The organism is Acidovorax sp. Leaf160, from assembly GCF_001424265.1.
Lineage (GTDB): Bacteria > Pseudomonadota > Gammaproteobacteria > Burkholderiales > Burkholderiaceae_C > Paracidovorax.
In genome coordinates, this window is record NZ_LMOV01000012.1 from 582,294 (window position 1) to 599,212 (window position 16,919).

The 16,919-nt window shown below is 68.8% G+C and carries 16 protein-coding genes; 14 read left to right on the top strand and 2 right to left on the bottom strand.

Annotated features, from left to right (window positions below):
• The first annotated feature begins 9 nt into the window (after nucleotides 1–9).
• From ASF94_RS09200 to ASF94_RS09245, 10 genes are all read left to right on the top strand, one after another.
• Nucleotides 10–1,848: an aminopeptidase P family protein gene (locus ASF94_RS09200; RefSeq protein ID WP_056664955.1), complete on the top strand. Its 1,839-nt coding sequence runs from the start codon at nucleotides 10–12 to the stop codon at nucleotides 1,846–1,848.
• Nucleotides 1,849–1,952: 104 nt separating this feature from the next.
• Nucleotides 1,953–2,417 carry a hypothetical protein gene (locus tag ASF94_RS21565; protein ID WP_056664629.1) on the top strand — a complete coding sequence of 155 codons (465 nt, stop codon included), beginning with the start codon at nucleotides 1,953–1,955 and terminating at the stop codon, nucleotides 2,415–2,417.
• Between the two features lie 235 nt (nucleotides 2,418–2,652).
• A complete protein-coding gene (locus ASF94_RS09210; protein ID WP_235505310.1) occupies nucleotides 2,653–3,294 on the top strand; it encodes a hypothetical protein in 642 nt (213 codons plus the stop codon).
• A gap of 197 nt (nucleotides 3,295–3,491) precedes the next feature.
• Nucleotides 3,492–4,460: a threo-3-hydroxy-L-aspartate ammonia-lyase gene (locus ASF94_RS09215; protein ID WP_056664637.1), complete on the top strand. Its 969-nt coding sequence runs from the start codon at nucleotides 3,492–3,494 to the stop codon at nucleotides 4,458–4,460.
• A gap of 232 nt (nucleotides 4,461–4,692) precedes the next feature.
• A complete protein-coding gene (gene upp / locus ASF94_RS09220) occupies nucleotides 4,693–5,322 on the top strand; it encodes a uracil phosphoribosyltransferase (RefSeq protein WP_056664640.1) in 630 nt (209 codons plus the stop codon).
• A gap of 113 nt (nucleotides 5,323–5,435) precedes the next feature.
• On the top strand, nucleotides 5,436–6,452 hold the full coding sequence (locus ASF94_RS09225) for a BMP family protein (protein ID WP_056664958.1): 1,017 nt from the start codon (nucleotides 5,436–5,438) through the stop codon (nucleotides 6,450–6,452).
• 21 nt (nucleotides 6,453–6,473) lie between these two features.
• Nucleotides 6,474–8,114 carry an ABC transporter ATP-binding protein gene (locus ASF94_RS09230; RefSeq protein ID WP_235505311.1) on the top strand — a complete coding sequence of 547 codons (1,641 nt, stop codon included), beginning with the start codon at nucleotides 6,474–6,476 and terminating at the stop codon, nucleotides 8,112–8,114.
• Nucleotides 8,111–9,172, top strand: a complete 1,062-nt coding sequence (locus tag ASF94_RS09235; protein ID WP_056664643.1) for an ABC transporter permease — start codon at nucleotides 8,111–8,113, stop codon at nucleotides 9,170–9,172. Before ASF94_RS09230 ends, ASF94_RS09235 begins: the two co-directional genes overlap by 4 nt.
• Nucleotides 9,169–10,092 carry an ABC transporter permease gene (locus ASF94_RS09240; protein WP_056664646.1) on the top strand — a complete coding sequence of 308 codons (924 nt, stop codon included), beginning with the start codon at nucleotides 9,169–9,171 and terminating at the stop codon, nucleotides 10,090–10,092. Before ASF94_RS09235 ends, ASF94_RS09240 begins: the two co-directional genes overlap by 4 nt.
• A gap of 29 nt (nucleotides 10,093–10,121) precedes the next feature.
• Nucleotides 10,122–10,763 carry a GNAT family N-acetyltransferase gene (locus tag ASF94_RS09245; RefSeq protein WP_056664649.1) on the top strand — a complete coding sequence of 214 codons (642 nt, stop codon included), beginning with the start codon at nucleotides 10,122–10,124 and terminating at the stop codon, nucleotides 10,761–10,763.
• Here ASF94_RS09245 and ASF94_RS09250 read toward each other — a convergent pair.
• Nucleotides 10,723–11,172, bottom strand: a complete 450-nt coding sequence (locus ASF94_RS09250) for a VOC family protein (protein WP_056664652.1) — start codon at nucleotides 11,170–11,172, stop codon at nucleotides 10,723–10,725. The two genes, ASF94_RS09245 and ASF94_RS09250, sit on opposite strands and share 41 nt — an antisense overlap.
• A 105-nt stretch (nucleotides 11,173–11,277) precedes the next feature.
• On the opposite strand from ASF94_RS09250, the gene ASF94_RS09255 reads away from it, so the two are divergent.
• Together ASF94_RS09255 and ASF94_RS09260 are read left to right on the top strand one after the other, a co-directional pair.
• A complete protein-coding gene (locus ASF94_RS09255; protein WP_056664655.1) occupies nucleotides 11,278–11,808 on the top strand; it encodes a GNAT family N-acetyltransferase in 531 nt (176 codons plus the stop codon).
• 166 nt (nucleotides 11,809–11,974) lie between these two features.
• Complete coding sequence (locus ASF94_RS09260) at nucleotides 11,975–13,249, top strand: amidohydrolase family protein (protein WP_056664658.1); 1,275 nt, start codon at nucleotides 11,975–11,977, stop codon at nucleotides 13,247–13,249.
• A 209-nt stretch (nucleotides 13,250–13,458) separates the two neighbouring features.
• Here the strand turns inward: ASF94_RS09260 and ASF94_RS09265 are convergent, their stop codons facing one another.
• Nucleotides 13,459–14,178, bottom strand: a complete 720-nt coding sequence (locus ASF94_RS09265) for a YebC/PmpR family DNA-binding transcriptional regulator (protein ID WP_056664661.1) — start codon at nucleotides 14,176–14,178, stop codon at nucleotides 13,459–13,461.
• A gap of 568 nt (nucleotides 14,179–14,746) precedes the next feature.
• Between ASF94_RS09265 and adh the strand changes: the two genes are divergently transcribed.
• Nucleotides 14,747–16,267, top strand: a complete 1,521-nt coding sequence (gene adh, locus ASF94_RS09270; protein ID WP_056664961.1) for an aldehyde dehydrogenase — start codon at nucleotides 14,747–14,749, stop codon at nucleotides 16,265–16,267.
• A 123-nt stretch (nucleotides 16,268–16,390) separates the two neighbouring features.
• Entirely contained in the window at nucleotides 16,391–16,831 is a 441-nt protein-coding gene (locus tag ASF94_RS09275) for a DUF779 domain-containing protein (RefSeq protein WP_235505312.1), read from the top strand.
• The last annotated feature ends 88 nt before the right edge of the window (nucleotides 16,832–16,919 follow it).

A 16,919-nucleotide genomic window follows, 5' to 3' on the forward strand; every position in this document is an offset into this window, starting at 1 on the left:
ACCGCCGCGGTGGATGCCACTGCCACTACCACCGCCACCGCCGATGCAGGCACACCCCTGGCCCGGCTGCGCCTGCACCTGCGCGCCAACGGCCTGCACGCCTGCCTGGTGCCCTCCGCCGACCCGCACCTGTCCGAATACCTGCCCGCCCACTGGCAGGGCCGCCGCTGGCTGAGCGGGTTCGACGGCTCGATGGGCACGCTGCTGGTCGGCCTGCAGACGGCGGAGCTGTGGGTGGACAGCCGCTACTGGGAGCAGGCTGAGCGCCAGCTGCAGGGCAGTGGCGTGACCATGCGCAAGACCCTGCCCGGCGCGCCAGGCGAATATCTCGACTCGCTCTGCCGCCTGGCGGGGCGCGGCGGCGCGGTGGCCGTGGATGGCGACGTGATCGCTGCCGCCACCCTGCGGCAGCTCGAAGCCGTCTGCGAGACGCACGGCAACCGGCTGCGCACCGATATCGACCCGCTGGCCGGCGTGTGGGAAAGCCGACCCGCCCTGCCCGCCGAACCCATCACCGCGCTGCCCGCCGGCGTGCAGGGCCATGAGCGCGCCGACCGGCTGGGCCTGCTGCATGGCCGGCTGCAGGCCTTGGGCGCCGACTGGCACTTCATCTCCAGCCTGGACGACATCGCCGGGCTGCTGGGCCTGCGCGGCAGCGACGTGCCCTACAACCCCGTCTTTCTTGCCCACCTGCTGGTCGGCCCGCAAGGCACCACCCTGTTCGTGGATACGGCCCGGCTGCCTGCCGACGTGCGGCGGGCGCTGGCGGCCGAAGGCATCGCGATAGCCCCCTATGGCGATGCCAAGCGCGTGCTGCGCTCCATCGGCCCGGGTGCCCGCGTGCTGATCGACCCCAAGCGGGTGACCGCAGGCCACGCGCAGGCGCTGCCGCCGAACGTGGTGCTGGTGCAGGCCACCAATCCCTGCGTGCTGTTGAAGTCGCGCAAGAGCCCTCAGGAGGCCGAAGCCATCCGCCGCACCATGGAGCAGGACGGGCTGGCGCTGGCCGAATTCTTCTCGGAGCTGGAAGACCACTTGAAATGCGGCGCGGCGCTCACCGAGCTCGACATCGACAGTCGGCTCACCGCCGCCCGGGCGCGTCGGCCGGGCTTCAAGGGCCCGAGCTTCGCCACCATCGCCGCCTTCAACGCCAACGGGGCCATGCCGCACTACGTGGCCACGCCTGCCGCGCATGCGCCCATCGCCGGCGACGGGCTGCTGCTGATCGACTCCGGCGGGCAGTACGCGGGCGGCACCACCGACATCACCCGCATGTGGAGCGTGGGCCAGCCCAGCCATGCGCAGCGGCGCGACTGCACGCTGGTGCTCAGGGGCCTGATCGCCCTGTCGTCGCTGCAGTTTCCGCAAGGCACGCGCGCACCCATGATCGACGCCGTGGCCCGTGCGCCGCTCTGGCGCGAGAGCATCGACTACGGCCATGGCACCGGACACGGCGTGGGCTGGTTCCTCAACGTCCACGAAGGGCCGCAGTCGATCTCGGTACGCGGCGACGCGAGCGAGGACTCGGTGCTGCATCCCGGCATGGTCACTTCCATCGAGCCCGGCATCTACCGCCCAGGCCGCTGGGGCGTGCGCATCGAAAACCTGGTGCTCGCCGTGGATGCCGGAGCCAGCGCTTTCGGGGCCTTCATGGCGTTCGAGACGCTGACGCTGTGCCCCATCGACCTGAACTGCCTGTGCCTCGATCTGCTCACGGCCGAAGAGGTCCGCTGGCTCAACCGCTACCACGCCACGGTGCGCGATGCCCTGCTGCCCGCCCTGGAAGCCGGCGAACACGCACGCACGCGCCAGTGGCTGCTGGACCGTACCCAGCCCGTGCTCATCTAGCTCGGATCGACCCGCCCCTCCCGGCGTCCTCGCCGCCAGCGGTACGAGTCCGTACCGCCGGCTCCGCGCCCCCGGGCCGCCTTCCACCGCTTTCCCTGCTTGCCATGTCCCACACGCCCGCTACCCCAACCCCTGTTGCATTCACGGGAATCGACCCCGAGACAATTCCCGCCTCCATCGCCGAGCGCATCGCCAGCGCCCGCCAAGCGCTGCACGCCTTGCTGGAGATGCCCACCGTGGACTGGGCGACGCTGGAGAAGGTGCTCGGAGCACCCATGGACCGGCTGGGCCTCGACTGGAACGTGGTGCAGCATCTGGCCTCGGTCGGCGACCAGTGCCGCTACCAATTCAGCGCGCGCGGCGTCAAGCTGCACTCCCGTATCCGGTCGCGCTCCAGAACCTGTTCCGTCTGGCAGAGCGGCTTGTCGGCATCTCCATCCACGCGGTGCCCGGCGAAGGCTGGCACCCGGCGATATCGCACCACTGCATCGAGCGCGCAGGCAAGGCGCTGGGCCACTTCCATCTGGACCCGTTCGTGCGCCCCGGCACGCGTGGCGGCGCATGGATGAAGTGCACCGCACCGCCACCGCCAAGTGGGAACTGGGCAAGTACGGCAGCTACGGACGCGACGCCGGCGTGCCGGTCACCCGGGGCGGCTGAGCACCGGCTGGAAACGGTCGATGAAGCGGGCCCTGCGGGCCCCGTTGTCATTGGACGGCAGCTTGCCGCGCTGTCCTGCATCGTAGCCTCGTGCCGAGCGCGTAGCATGAGCGGATGCCCCGCTTTTCCTTCGCCCCTGCTGACTTGGCCGATCGCCGTACCGCCCTGGTCTGGCTGTCGTGCGCGCTGCTGGCGGGCGGGGCTCACGCGGCGGGTGCTTCCGCCGGATACCGCTGGCCCGAGGGCGCCTCGCCCGACGCCGCGCAGCTGGTGCGGTGGGTCCTGCACTCGGGCGACGCGCAAGGCCAGCCCTTCGCCGTGATCGACAAGCCGGACGCGCGGCTGCATGTGTTCGATGCGGGCGGGCGCTGGCTCGGCAGCGCTCCGGTGCTGCTGGGATCGGCGCTGGGCGACGCCTCGGCGCCAGGCGTGGGCGACAAGCCGCTTTCTTCGCTGCGCCCGGAAGAACGCACCACCCCCGCAGGCCGCTTCGCCAGCGAGCCGGGCCGCAACACGCGCGGCGACGACCTGGTGTGGATCGATTACGACGCCGCCGTCTCGCTGCACCGCATCCGCAGCGTGCATCCACGCGAACGTCGGCAGGAGCGCCTGGCCAGTCCCCTCGCCAGTGAACGGCGCATCTCCAACGGCTGCGTGAACGTCGCCAATCTGTTCTACGACCGGGTCGTGGCGCCGACGCTCGGGCGCACGCCCGGCGTGGTGTACGTGATGCCGGACACGGCGCCCTTCGCCGCGTTCTTCGCAGCGGCGACCGCCGAGCGGTAGCAGCGGACTTGGGTCACGCCGGCTGCACACCATCGAACCGGCCATCTATTTTGCTATCAATATAATAGCTACTGGCGCTTGTAAATCAAGCGCCCGGGGCCTTTTTCCCCTGAAAAACGGGCTGCAGAAGCGCGGCTATCATGCAGGCCAGCCCTTCGCTTTCCGCTCGCCTTCGCCACCTCCACCAGGATGCCGCCATGACCGATACCGCCCTGCCCACGTACGACGACGTTGCCGCCGCAGCCCAGCGGCTGCAGGGCGTGGCCCATCGCACGCCGGTGCTGCAGTCCAGCACGGCCGATGCACGGCTGAGCGCCCACCTGTTCTTCAAGTGCGAGAACTTCCAGCGCATGGGCGCCTTCAAGTTCCGGGGTGCGTACAACGCACTCCGCCAGTTCAGCGAAGCGCAGCGCGAAGGCGGCGCGCTGGCGTTCTCGTCCGGCAACCATGCCCAGGCGATCGCGCTGTCGGCGCGGCTGCTGGGCATGCCGGCGCTCATCGTGATGCCGGAAGACGCGCCCGCCGCCAAGATCGCCGCCACGCGGGAATATGGCGCGCAGGTGGTGACCTACGACCGTTTCACCGAAGACCGCGAAGCCATCAGCCAGCGGCTGGCCGCCGAGCGCGGCATGATCCTGGTGCCGCCCTTCGACCATCCCCACGTCATCGCCGGCCAGGGCACGGTGGCGCTGGAGCTGCTGCAGGAGGTGCCCGACCTCGACTATCTATTCGTCTGCCTGGGCGGCGGCGGGCTGCTGTCGGGGTGCCTGCTCGCGGCGCGGGCGATGGCACCGCAGTGCCAGGTGATCGGCGTGGAACCGGCCGCCGGCAACGACGTGCAGCAGTCGCTGCGCGCCGGCCGCATCGTGCGCATCGAAACGCCGCGCACCATCGCCGATGGCGCGCAGACGCAGGCACCCGGGCAGATCACCTTCCCCATCATCCAGCAGGGCGTGGCCGACATCGTCACCGCCACCGACGAGCAACTGGTGGAGGCGCTGCGCTTCTACGCGGAGCGCATGAAGATCGTCGTCGAACCGACAGGCGCGCTGGCGCTGGCGGGTGCCCTGCACGGCGGCCTCGAACTGCAGGGCAAGCGGGTGGGCATCGTGATCAGCGGAGGCAACGTGGACATGGAGCGCTACGCGCGTTTCCTCTCCGCCTGATCGACTCGGATCGTGCCGGGCGGCTGCGGCGCCCGGCCGGCACGCAGGCGACGCCGCTGGACGCCGAGGGGCGCCGCTGAACCCTGCGGAACGCACCTGGACCCCGCTGCGCGAAGCAGCAGAGCGGGCACCCGGCCGCACGTGGGCGGGCTACCGGGAGGCGTGGGAAAATCAGGGCACTCTGGCAGGTGACTGCCCTTCCCATCGTTCACGCATACCTCCCATCCTTGCCATGACCAACGTCCACGTCATCACCCACCCCCTCGTGCAGCACAAGCTGACCCTGATGCGCCGCAAGGACGCCAGCACCAACAGCTTTCGCCGGCTGCTGGGCGAACTCAGCACACTGATGGCGTACGAGATCACGCGCGACATGCCTCTGCAGGACATCGAGGTCGAAACCCCGCTGGAGACCATGACCGGCAAGGTCATCGACGGCAAGAAGCAGGTGCTGGTGTCCATCCTGCGCGCCGGCAACGGCTTTCTCGACGGCATGCTGAACGTGATTCCGGGCGCCCGCATCGGCCATATCGGCCTCTACCGCGACCCGCAGACGCTGCAGCCGGTCGAGTACTACTTCAAGATGCCCTCGGAGATGGAAGAGCGCGACATCATCGTGGTGGACCCGATGCTGGCGACGGGCAATTCGGCCGCTGCGGCCGTGGACCGACTGAAGAAGCTGAACCCCCGCTCGATCAAGTTCGTCTGCCTGCTGGCCGCGCCGGAAGGCGTCGCCACGCTGCAGAAGGCCCACCCCGACGTGCCGATCTACACCGCCGCCATCGACCGCGAACTCAATGACCACGGCTACATCCTGCCGGGCCTGGGCGACGCCGGCGACCGGATCTTCGGCACCAAGTAAGGGCAGTCCGCAGGCGCTCGCCCAGCCCGCGGGCGCGTTTTTGCTGGCATGCATCTTGCCGGTGTCAGGCAGTCGATCCACCATTTTGATTCCTGCACCTTATGGAACCCGCCATGTTCAACCGCCGCCTCTTCACCGGCCGACTGCTCTGCACGTCACTGGCCATCTCCGCCACGCTGGCGCTCGCGCCTGCGGCGGCTCAGGTGCAGGCCGCCGGCAAGATCAAGGTGGCCGGCATCTACACCGTGCCGTACGAGCAGCAGTGGGTGAGCCGCATCCACAAGGCACTGAAGGCGGCCGAGGCGCGCGGCGAGATCGAGTACAAGAGCAGCGAGAACGTGGCCAATGCCGACTACGAGCGCGTCATGCGCGAGTACGCCAACGGCGGCAACCAGCTGATCTTCGGCGAGGTGTTCGGCGTCGAATCCGCCGCCCGCAAGGTGGCCAAGGACTTTCCCAAGACCGCCTTCGTCATGGGCTCGTCGGGCAAGCCGCAGGCACCCAACTTCAGCGTGTTCGACAACTACATCCAGGAGCCTGCCTACCTCACCGGCATGATCGCGGGCGGCATGACCAAGACGAACAAGATCGGCATGGTGGGCGGCTTCCCGATCCCGGAGGTCAACCGCCTGATGCATGCCTTCATGGCCGGCGCGAAGGAGGTGAACCCGAAGGTGGAATTCACCGTCACCTTCATCAACAGCTGGTTCGACCCGCCGAAAGCCAAGGAAGCCACCTTCGCCATGATCGACAAGGGCGCGGACGTACTCTATGCCGAGCGCTTCGGGGTGAGCGACGCGGCCAAGGAAAAGGGCAAGCTCGCCATCGGCAACGTCATCGACACGCAGCCGCAGTACCCCGACACAGTGGTCGCCTCGGCCCTGTGGCACATGGAGCCCAGCGTGGACCGCGCCATCGCTGCGGTGAAGGCCGGGAAGTTCGCGGCCGAAGACTACGGCCCCTACTCGATGATGAAGCACAAGGGCTCGTCTCTCGCACCCTTGGGCACGTTCGAGAAGAAAGTGCCGGCCGAGCTGGTGGCCAAGGTGAAAACGCGCGAGGCCGAGATCCTGTCCGGAACCTTCACCGTGAAGGTGGACGACAGCCAGCCGAAGTCCACGGCGAAGTAAGGCGGCGCACCCCCTCGCCCCATGTCCGCACCGCCACCGGCCGCCGCGCCGGACACCGTGCTGCGCCTATCCGGCATCACCAAGCGCTTCGGCAGCCTGGTGGCCAACGACGGCATCTCGCTCACGCTCGCGCGCGGGGAGGTGCTGGCGCTGCTGGGCGAGAACGGCGCGGGCAAGTCCACGCTGATGTCCATCCTGTTCGGCCACTATGTGGCGGACGCGGGCAGCATCGAGGCCTTCGGCCGCCCTTTGCCGCCCGGCCAGCCGCGCGCGGCACTGGCGGCAGGCATCGGCATGGTGCACCAGCATTTCACGCTGGCCGACAACCTGAGCGTGCTGGACAACGTGCTGCTGGGCAGCGAGCCGCTGTGGCAGCCGTTCTCTCGCCGCAGCGCCGCACGTGCGCGGCTGCTGGAGGTCGCCCAGCGCTTCGGACTGCCCGTGGTGCCCGATGCGCGCGTGGGCGACCTGTCCGTGGGCGAACGCCAGCGCGTGGAGATCCTCAAGGCCCTCTACCGCGGGGCGCGCATCCTGATCCTGGACGAACCCACTGCCGTGCTCACCCCGCAGGAAAGCGAAGCGCTCTTCGCCACGCTGGGGCAGATGGTGGTCGAGGGACTGGCGATCATTTTCATCAGCCACAAGCTGGGCGAGGTGCTGCGCGTGTCGCAGCGCGTGGCCGTGCTGCGCCAGGGCCGGCTGGTGGCACAGGCCCCGGCGCATGGCACGACGCAGGCGCAGCTCGCCCACTGGATGGTCGGCCATGCGGTGGAGCGCGCCGAACGCCGCCCGGCCCGCCAAGTGGGAGCAGCGGTCTGCACGGTGGACGATGTCCACACGGGCGGAGGGCGTGACGCCCTGCACGGCGTACATCTCACGCTGCGTGCAGGCGAGATCACCGCCATTGCCGGCGTGTCGGGCAACGGCCAGGGTGCGCTGGCCGATGTGCTGTGCGGCGTGCGCATGCCGGTGCAAGGCCAGGTCATGCTGCGGGGCCAGCCGCTGCCCGCCCATCCCCAGCGCCTCGTCGCCCAGGGCGTGGCGCGCATCCCCGAAGACCGGCATGCGGTCGGCGTGGTGGGCGATCTGCCGGTCTGGGAAAACGCCGTCTCCGAACGCCTGGGCAGCCGCTGGTTCTCGCACCCCTGGTTCACCGCCGGCTGGATCAAGCGCGGCCGGGCTCGCCAGCATGCGCGCCGCGTGGCCGAGACCTTCGACGTGCGCGGCGGCGGGCCGGACGTGCCGGCGCGGTCGCTGTCGGGCGGCAACATGCAGAAACTCATCCTCGGCCGGGCGCTGATGCCGCCCGATCCGGCCTCGCCTGACACACCCCGGCTGATCGTGGCCCACCAGCCGACCTGGGGGCTGGATGTCGGCGCCGTCACTTTCGTGCAGCAGCAACTCGTCGACGCGCGCGACGCGGGCGCGGCCGTGCTGCTCATCTCCGACGACCTGGATGAAGTGCTGCAGCTGGGAGACCGCGTGGCAGTGATGCACGGTGGGCACCTGACCGAAGCGCTGCCCACGCAGGCATGGACACGCGAGGCCATCGGCCTGGCCATGGCGGGCGGAAGCTCCGGTTCCGCCGTTGCCGCCGTTGCCGCCGGTGCCGGTAAGGGACTGGGCGCAGCCGGCACCGGGCCAGCACGGGACATGTCATGAGGCTCGAAAAACGCCATCGGACTTCGGCGGCAGCCTATGTCGCCGCGCCGGTCGGCGCCGTGGCCTTCACGCTGCTCGTCTCCGCGCTGCTGGTGCTGTGGGCCGGCGCGCCCGTGGGCCGCACCTATGCACTGCTGGCGCAGGGCGCGTTCGGCTCGGTCTTTGCGCTCACCGAGACGCTCACCCGCGCCACGCCGCTGATCCTGACCGGGCTCGCCGCCGCCGTGGCCTTCCGCGCGCGCCTCTTCAACATCGGCGCCGAAGGGCAGCTCTATGCCGGCGCGATAGCTGCCGTGGCGGTGGGCGGCATGCATGGCGGCACGGGCCTGGAATGGTCCCCGTGGGTGCTTTTTCCATTGATGCTGCTGGCTGCCGCCCTGGCCGGCGCCGCGCTGCTGCTTGGCCCGGCGCTGATGAAAGCGCGGCTGGGCGTGGACGAGGTGGTGACCACGTTGCTGCTGAACTTCGTGATGCTGCTGCTGGTGTCGGCCCTGCTCGACGGCCCGATGAAGGACCCGCTGGCGCTGGGCTGGCCGCAGAGCGTGGCGCTGCAGGGCGAGCTGGAACTCTCCCGCCTGGTGACAGGCTCGCGCCTGCACACGGGCCTTCTCATCGCGGTGGGCCTGGCGATGTTGCTCTGGGCACTGCTGGCACGCACGGTGCCGGGTTTCGACATCCGCGCGGCCGGTGCCAATCCACGGGCCGCCGCGTTCGCGGGCGTGCCGGTCACCCGCACGGTGGTGTTGGTGGCCTTGCTCTCGGGCGGGCTCGCGGGCCTGGCCGGTGCGATCGAGGTGGCGGGCCGCACAGGGTATGTGACGCTGGACATGTCGCCCGGCTACGGCTACAGCGGCATCGTGATCGCCATGCTGGCCGGGCTGCATCCGCTGGGCGTGGTGGTGGCGGGCATCTTCGTGGCGGGCGTGCTGGTGGGCGCGGACAGCATGAGCCGCGCCGTGGGCGTGCCTACCTACATTGCCGACGTGATCGTCGCCACCTCCCTCATCGCCGTGCTGGTCGCCGGACTGCTGGCGCAATACCGGGCCCGCTGGAAATGACCGAATTGCTCGACATCCTGGCCCAGCCGGCCTTCTGGATCGCGACGCTGCGCGTGGCGACGCCGCTCGTCTTCGGCACGCTGGGCGTGCTGCTCTGCGAACGCGCGGGCGTGCTGAACCTCGGCATCGAAGGCATTCTGGTCGCAGGCGCCTTCACCGGCTGGCTCACCGTGTATGCCGGGCACGGCCTGTGGACGGGCGTGGCGGTGGCGGCACTCACCGGGGCGGGCTTCGGTCTGCTGCACGCCTGGCTGACCGTGGGGCTGGCTCTGTCGCAGCATGTCTCGGGCCTGGGCATCACACTGCTGGCCACGGCGCTCAGCTACTACGGCTACCGCGTGGGCTTTCCGAAGGTCAACACGCCGCCCACCATCACGCCGTTCGCGCCGATGGACTGGCTGGGCGTGCCGATTCTTTCGGCACAGACACCGCTGACCCTGCTCGCCCTGCTGCTGGCGCCGTTGCTGGCCTGGGCGCTCTATCGCACGCCCCTGGGCCTGGCAGTGCGCATGGTGGGCGAGAACCCTCAGGCGGCCGAGGGTCAGGGCATCTCGGTGGCCGCAACCCGCACGGGCGCCCTCGTGGCGGGCTCGGCCCTCATGGGCGTGGCGGGCAGCTTCCTCACGCTGTCGGCGTTCAACGCGTTCTTCTTCAACATGGTCAACGGGCGCGGCTGGATCTGCGTGGCCCTGGTGGTGTTCGCCTCCTGGCGCCCCGGCAAGGCGCTGCTCGGCGCGCTGCTGTTCGCGTTCTTCGATGCGCTGCAGCTGCGCTTGCAGCAGTCGGGCGACGCGTGGCTGCCCTATCAGGTGTACCTGATGCTGCCGTACCTGCTCTCCATCCTGGCGCTGGTGCTGGTGGCCCGCAACGCCGCCTACCCGCAGGCGCTGATGAAGCCGTATCGCAAAGGGGAGCGATAGGCTTTGATAGCTGCGGCTAGCATGGACAGATGTTTCAGCCCTTGAGCGCAGGCACGCCGCCACCCCTGCCCCACCCCATCGATCCGGCCCTGCTGTGCTCGCCCCGCTTGCGCCTGCGCCAATGGACGGCAGCAGACCGCGCGCCCTTCGCCGCGCTCAATGCCGACGCAGCGGTGATGGAGCATTTCCCGGCGCCGCTGGACCATGCCCAGAGCGATGCGATGGCCGATCGCATCGAGGTGCTGATAGAGCAGCAAGGCTGGGGATTCTGGGCGGCCGAACTGCTCGAAGGCCCAGGCGGCGCGGGCACGCCAAGTGGCGCCTTCCTGGGCTTCATCGGCCTGCACCGGCCCACGGCACCGCTGCCGTTCGCGCCCTGCGTGGAGATCGGCTGGCGCATCGCCCGGCCCTTCTGGGGCCGTGGCCTGGCCACGGAGGGCGCACGTCTGGCGCTGCGGCTCGGGTTCGAGGCGCTCGGGCTGGAAGAGATCGTCGCCTTCACCGCGCAGCGCAACCGGCGGTCGCAGGCGGTGATGGCGCGCCTGGGCATGCGCGAATCGCCGGCGGAGGCGTTCGAGCACCCGTCCGTGCCCGAGGGCCATCCGGTGCGCCCGCACCTGCTCTACCGGCTCACCCGCACGGCGTGGCGTGCATCCCGGCAAGCCGCCTGAACACCATCGGGCGCGCAGCGTCTCTACCCGGCTGCACGGGCGTGCACAGCTCCACCAGCACGCCGTCACCGTCCTCTACATACGCGATGGTCTGGCCCCAGGGCATGCGCTCCGGCGCGCGCAGCTGCCTAGCGCCGGCGGCCACTGCGCGCTCCAGGGCAGCGGGAACGTCGTCCGTCGTCAAGGCGATCTCGAAGCTGGGCGCGTCCGCACTTGCGCGCCGCGGGTTCTTGCCCAGTTGCGCCATGAGCTGGTGTGAAGAGAACGCCAGCGTGGTGGCGCCCGTCTCCAGTTCGCCGTAGTCACCGCCCTCGTGCAGGAAGCGCCGCTGCAGGCCGAAGGCGGCTTCGTAGAAGCTGATGGACCGGGCAACGTCCTCGACGTAGAGGATGGTGTAGGCGAATTGCATGGCGGCTCGAATTCCCGAGAGGTATGGAGCGCACTGGGCGCGGGAAAGGATGCAGGATGCACTGAGCTTAACGGGCGCGCCGACATGGGTGATATACCTGCATCCATGACCGGAAACCCCATCACCCTGGCTGCCGTGCAACCCGACGACGTTGCCGATTTCAAGACAGAACTGCAAAGTGCCTTTGCCGTCGCAGTGGCCGATGAATTCGGATCGCTCCCGGATGGGCCGATCCCGTCCGACCAGACCCTGGACACGGCGATGAGTGCCCCGAACGCCGTGGCGCTGCGCATTCTCCGCGGTGGTCGGAAGGTCGGCGGTGCCGTGCTCACGATCAACGCCGACCACCACAATTCGCTCGATCTGTTCTTCGTGAAAGTGGGTGAGGAAGGCCGCGGAATCGGGCTCAGGGCCTGGCATGCGATCGAGCAGCAATATCCCGAGACCATCACCTGGCAGACACACACCCCGTACTTCGAGAAGCGCAATATCCACTTCTACGTCAACAAGTGCGGTTTCAAGATCATCGAGTTCTTCAACCGGCACCATCCAGACCCCCACCCACCGGAGGAGAATGACCTGCCCGGGGACGACGACGAAGCCTTCCAGTTCGAAAAGATCATGCGGCAGGCATGAGAACGTGTTGGCGGTCTCAGCTCCCAAAGCGGGGAGCGGGGGCGCAGTCCACGGCCCAGCGATGCCTTATACGGGGGCACAATGAATCACGCTGCAAATCCGCATGGGTGTCGCGGCCTCTTGCCGATGACTTCCCGCCCCACCCCCTTTTTCTTCTTGTGACCCCATGCTCGACCTGCTGATCCACGACGCCACCCTGCCCGACGGCCGCACCTGCATGTCGGTGGCGGTTCAAGGCGGCCGCATCACCGAAGTCACCGAAGGCCTGCGCGCTCCTGCGCACCAGACCGTCGATGCCGGCGGCCTGCTGCTCTCGCCACCGTTCGTCGATGCGCACTTCCACCTCGACTCCGCCCTCAGCTACGGCCAGCCGCGCGTGAACGAGAGCGGCACGCTGCTGGAAGGCATCGCACTGTGGGGCGAGCTGAAGCCCACGCTCACCCACGAAGCCATCGTGGAACGGGCGCTCAACTACTGCGACTGGGCCGTGGCGCGCGGCCTCCTGGCCATCCGCAGCCACGTGGACACCAGCGACCCCAGCCTGCTGACCGTGCGCGCCCTGCTGGACGTGAAAACCCGTGTGGCGCCCTACCTGGACCTGCAGCTGGTCGCCTTCCCGCAGGATGGCGTGCTGCGCCAGCCGGGCGGGCTGGACAGCCTCACGCGGGCGCTGGACCTGGGCGTGGAGGTGGTGGGCGGCATCCCCCATTTCGAGCGCACCATGGCGCAGGGCGCCGAGAGCGTGCGCCTGCTGTGCGAGCTGGCGGCCGAGCGCGGCCTGCGGGTGGACATGCACTGCGACGAAACGGACGACCCCCTGTCGCGCCATGTGGAGACCCTGGCCGCCGAAACCGTGCGCCTCGGCTTGCACGGCCGGGTTGCCGGATCGCACCTCACGTCGATGCACAGCATGGACAACTATTACGTCAGCAAGCTGATCCCGCTGATGGCCGAGGCGCAGCTGGGCGTGGTGGCCAACCCGCTCATCAACATCACGCTGCAGGGCCGGCACGACACCTATCCCAAACGGCGCGGTATGACCCGCGTGCCCGAGCTGACGGCGGCCGGCCTGACGGTGGCCTTCGGCCATGACTGCGTGATGGACCCGTGGTATGGCGGCGGCAGCGCGGACCTGCTGGAATCGGCGCACATGGGCCTGCACGTGGCGCAGATGACCAGCCAGGCCGGCATGCGCCAGTGCTTCGATGCGGTGACGATCAACCCTGCCCGGCTGATGGGGCTGGAGGGCTACGGCATCGCGCCGGGCTGCCATGCCGACCTGGTGCTGCTGCATGCGCGCAACCCGGGGGAAGCCATTCGTCTGCGGGCCGCGCGGCTGGCCGTCTGGCGGCGCGGTCGGCAGGTGGCCAGCAGCCCGGCGCCCGTTGCGCAGTTGACGCTGCCGGGCCGGCCGCCGCAGGTGGGGTTCCTCGGCAGCTGACGCCGGTCCACCGGACCAGCCCCAAGTTTCAAGGGAAAATAGCCGCCAGGCCTTGGTGTACCTGGGCAGGCAGCTATCGTTTTTGATATCTTGCGCAAGGCGTGCCGCCACCCTCCCACCGCCGCCGGCGCCGCCAGCGCAGGGCCAGTAAGGTCAGCAGTGGAAGCCGGCCGCGTCGCGGCAGTTGGCCAGGCCGCCCCGGGGCGTCGTCAACCCTTCAGGCCGACGAACATTTCCTGCACGTCGTCGTGCGCGTCGATCGCGGCGAGGAAGGTTTCCACCTCTTCGAGCGCCTCTGCGCTCAGATTCGCTGGGTCGACCGGGTTCTTGGGCTGGTAGCCCAGCTTCGCCGACAGCACGGTGAAGCCCTGGGCGGGCAGCGCGCGGCTCACCACGTCCAGGTCGGCCGGGTCGGTGATGAACAGCGTTGCGCCGTCCTGTTCACCGGGCTCGAAGTCCTGCGCGCCGGCCTCGATGGCGGCCACTTCCGCGTCTGCGCCCGCGTGGCCCGGGGTGGGCTCGGCTTCGATCAGGCCGACATGGTTGAAGTCCCACGACACGGAGCCGGACGTACCGAGCTGCCCCTTGCGGAACAGCACGCGCATTTCGGGCGCGGTGCGGTTCACGTTGTCGGTCAGGCATTCGACCATCACAGGCACCTGGTGCGGGCCGAAGCCTTCATAGATCACGCGCTGATAGTCCACCGCGTCGGCGCCCACGCCGGACCCTTTCTTGATGGCGCGCTCCAGCGTGTCCTTGGGCATGGAGGCCTTGCGGGCCTGTTCCACCGCCAGCCGCAGGCGCGAGTTGCCCGCCGGATCGGCCCCGCCGCGCGCGGCCACGATGATTTCCTTGACCAGCTTGCCGAACAGCTTGCCCTTGGCGTCGGCAACCTGCGCCTTGCCCTTTGCTTTCCATTGCGCACCCATGGTGGCGCCTCCTGCGAATTGGTGATGGAGGCGCCGTGCAGCGATACGCGCAGCGCCATCCGTGCGGCCTCCGCCCACCGGGCAGGAGTGCCGTTCTCTCCCTGGCGGCGAGCGCCAGAGTGCAGCCGCCGATTCTAGGCGCGCAGGCCCGGTGGCAGATGTTCCCGGGCTGGCACAGGAGGCACGTCGCGCTGCCCCGCGCCCGACCGAGCGCGGCGGCGACAGGCCTCGGCTGCGCAGATCGGAAAACAAAGCGGCTTGTCCGCCCAACCCCTCTGCGCCCCTTGCTACGTATTCCATAGCAAACAACGGGGTGTTCCGCCCCTGTGCAGAAACGGAACACTTGGAACACACCCCGGGGCTCCATATCGCAGCAACCCCGGGCCAGAACGGAGGCCCGCGCTGGCTTGGCAGAGCACCCGCAACCGCCCGGGTCAGGGAGGCGGACTGCAAAGCAGGGCGGGCCGGCAGCACAAGAGCGGCTGGCACGCGATTTGCCCCTGAGTGAGTCGCCGCGCCGCACCGGCCGGTGGCACATCACGGCTATTCCAACCAGGAGACACGCACCATGAACATGGCAGAAATCGCCAACCTCGGCATCGCGAACCCCTACAAGAAGCAGTACGGCAACTACATCGGCGGCCAATGGGTGCCGCCGGTGGACGGGCAGTATTTCGAGAACAGCTCGCCCATCAACGGCCAGGTGTTCACTTCGATCCCACGCTCCAACGACAAGGACGTGAACGCCGCGCTGGACGCCGCGCACAAGGCCAAGGCAGCCTGGGGCAAGACCTCCACCACCGACCGCGCCAACATCCTGCTGAAGATCGCCGACCGCATGGAAGCCAACCTGCTGACCATCGCCGTGGCGGAGACCATCGACAACGGCAAGCCGCTGCGCGAGACCATGGCGGCGGACATCCCGCTCGCCATCGATCACTTCCGCTACTTCGCCGGCGCCGTGCGGGCGCAGGAAGGCGGCATCAGCGAGATCGACCACGACACAGTGGCCTATCACTTCCATGAACCGCTGGGCGTGGTGGGCCAGATCATTCCCTGGAACTTCCCCATCCTGATGGCCGTCTGGAAGCTGGCACCCGCCCTGGCCGCCGGCAACTGCGTGGTGCTCAAACCCGCCGAGCAGACGCCGGCTTCCATCCTCGTGCTGCTGGAGATGATCGGCGACCTGCTGCCCCCAGGCGTGGTCAACGTGGTCAACGGCTTCGGTCTGGAGGCCGGCAAGCCGCTCGCCTCCAGCAGCCGCATCGCGAAGATCGCCTTCACGGGCGAGACCACCACCGGCCGGCTGATCATGCAGTACGCCAGCCAGAACATCATTCCGGTCACGCTGGAGCTGGGCGGCAAGAGCCCCAACATCTTCTTCGAGGACGTGCTCTCTGCCGACGATGCCTTCTTCGACAAGGCGCTGGAAGGCTTCGCCATGTTCGCGCTGAACCAGGGCGAGGTCTGCACCTGCCCCAGCCGCGTGCTGATCCAGGAATCGATCTACGACCGCTTCATGGAACGCGCGCTGAAGCGGGTGGCCGCCATCACCCAGGGCCATCCGCTCGACAAGGGCACCATGATCGGCGCGCAGGCCTCGCAGGAGCAGTTGGAGAAGATCCTTTCGTACCTGGACCTGGGCAAGCAGGAAGGCGCCGAATGCCTGATCGGCGGTGAACGCAACCTGCTGGGCGGCGACTTGGCCGGCGGCTATTACGTCAAGCCCACGGTGTTCAAGGGCCACAACAAGATGCGCATCTTCCAGGAAGAGATCTTCGGGCCGGTGGTGTCCGTCACCACCTTCAAGACCGAGGAGGAAGCGCTGGAGATCGCCAACGACACGCTGTACGGGCTGGGCGCCGGCGTGTGGAGCCGGGACGGGGCGCGCGCCTTCCGCATGGGCCGCGGCATCCAGGCCGGCCGCGTGTGGACCAACTGCTACCACGCCTACCCCGCGCATGCGGCCTTCGGTGGCTACAAGCAGTCGGGCATCGGCCGCGAGAACCACAAGATGATGCTCGACCACTACCAGCAGACCAAGAACCTGCTGGTGAGCTACAGCCCGAACAAGCTGGGCTTCTTCTGAGAGTGCGGACGCTGCGGCGGCCAGGGCGGCACGGCATCGGCCGCCCTGGGTTGGCCCACATTGGTACCTGGCCGGGACACGTTGCCAAAGCCACGTTGTCCCACTCAAAGATAGGAGCACTGCATGCCCTCCGAATCCGTCGCTTCGGCCCCTTTGCCTGCCGCGCGCGCTGCGCCTGCTGCGGCAACCCGTGTCTCGGCCACACGGGCGGCCGAAGCATTGATTGAACGGCTGCGTTCGCAGCACGGCCCGCTGATGTTCCATCAGTCGGGCGGCTGTTGCGATGGCAGCGCGCCCATGTGCTTCGCGCTCGGGGAATTCATGCTGGGCGGCTCCGATGTGCTGCTCGGCGAGATCGCCGGCACGCCCTTCTACATGAGCGAATCGCAATTCGCATACTGGGAACACACGCACCTGATCATCGACGCCGTGCCCGGCAACGGCGGCATGTTCTCGCTGGAGCGTCCCACCGGTTTGCGCTTTTTGACCCGTTCACGGCTTTATGGCGAAGCGGAGTGGGCAGCCGTCGAGGCGCTGGGGCCGCCGCAGCGCGGACCCGGCTGAGCGCAGCGATCTGCCGCCCACTCGGGCTCGGGCCGGGCCTACACCGCCAGCAGCCGTGGCATCCTCGGGCTTTTGCCAGACTTGTGAC

Bases quoted from the DNA above. Each gene is read 5' to 3' on its own strand.
- ASF94_RS21565 (WP_056664629.1), top strand. From the start codon at position 1,953: ATGTCCCACACGCCCGCTACCCCAACCCCTGTTGCATTCACGGGAATC.
- ASF94_RS09215 (WP_056664637.1), top strand. From the start codon at position 3,492: ATGACCGATACCGCCCTGCCCACGTACGACGACGTTGCCGCCGCAGCC.
- upp (WP_056664640.1), top strand. From the start codon at position 4,693: ATGACCAACGTCCACGTCATCACCCACCCCCTCGTGCAGCACAAGCTG.
- ASF94_RS09225 (WP_056664958.1), top strand. From the start codon at position 5,436: ATGTTCAACCGCCGCCTCTTCACCGGCCGACTGCTCTGCACGTCACTG.
- ASF94_RS09230 (WP_235505311.1), top strand. From the start codon at position 6,474: ATGTCCGCACCGCCACCGGCCGCCGCGCCGGACACCGTGCTGCGCCTA.
- ASF94_RS09235 (WP_056664643.1), top strand. From the start codon at position 8,111: ATGAGGCTCGAAAAACGCCATCGGACTTCGGCGGCAGCCTATGTCGCC.
- ASF94_RS09240 (WP_056664646.1), top strand. From the start codon at position 9,169: ATGACCGAATTGCTCGACATCCTGGCCCAGCCGGCCTTCTGGATCGCG.
- ASF94_RS09245 (WP_056664649.1), top strand. From the start codon at position 10,122: ATGTTTCAGCCCTTGAGCGCAGGCACGCCGCCACCCCTGCCCCACCCC.
- ASF94_RS09250 (WP_056664652.1), bottom strand. From the start codon at position 11,172: ATGCAATTCGCCTACACCATCCTCTACGTCGAGGACGTTGCCCGGTCC.
- ASF94_RS09255 (WP_056664655.1), top strand. From the start codon at position 11,278: ATGACCGGAAACCCCATCACCCTGGCTGCCGTGCAACCCGACGACGTT.
- ASF94_RS09260 (WP_056664658.1), top strand. From the start codon at position 11,975: ATGCTCGACCTGCTGATCCACGACGCCACCCTGCCCGACGGCCGCACC.
- ASF94_RS09265 (WP_056664661.1), bottom strand. From the start codon at position 14,178: ATGGGTGCGCAATGGAAAGCAAAGGGCAAGGCGCAGGTTGCCGACGCC.
- adh (WP_056664961.1), top strand. From the start codon at position 14,747: ATGAACATGGCAGAAATCGCCAACCTCGGCATCGCGAACCCCTACAAG.
- ASF94_RS09275 (WP_235505312.1), top strand. From the start codon at position 16,391: ATGCCCTCCGAATCCGTCGCTTCGGCCCCTTTGCCTGCCGCGCGCGCT.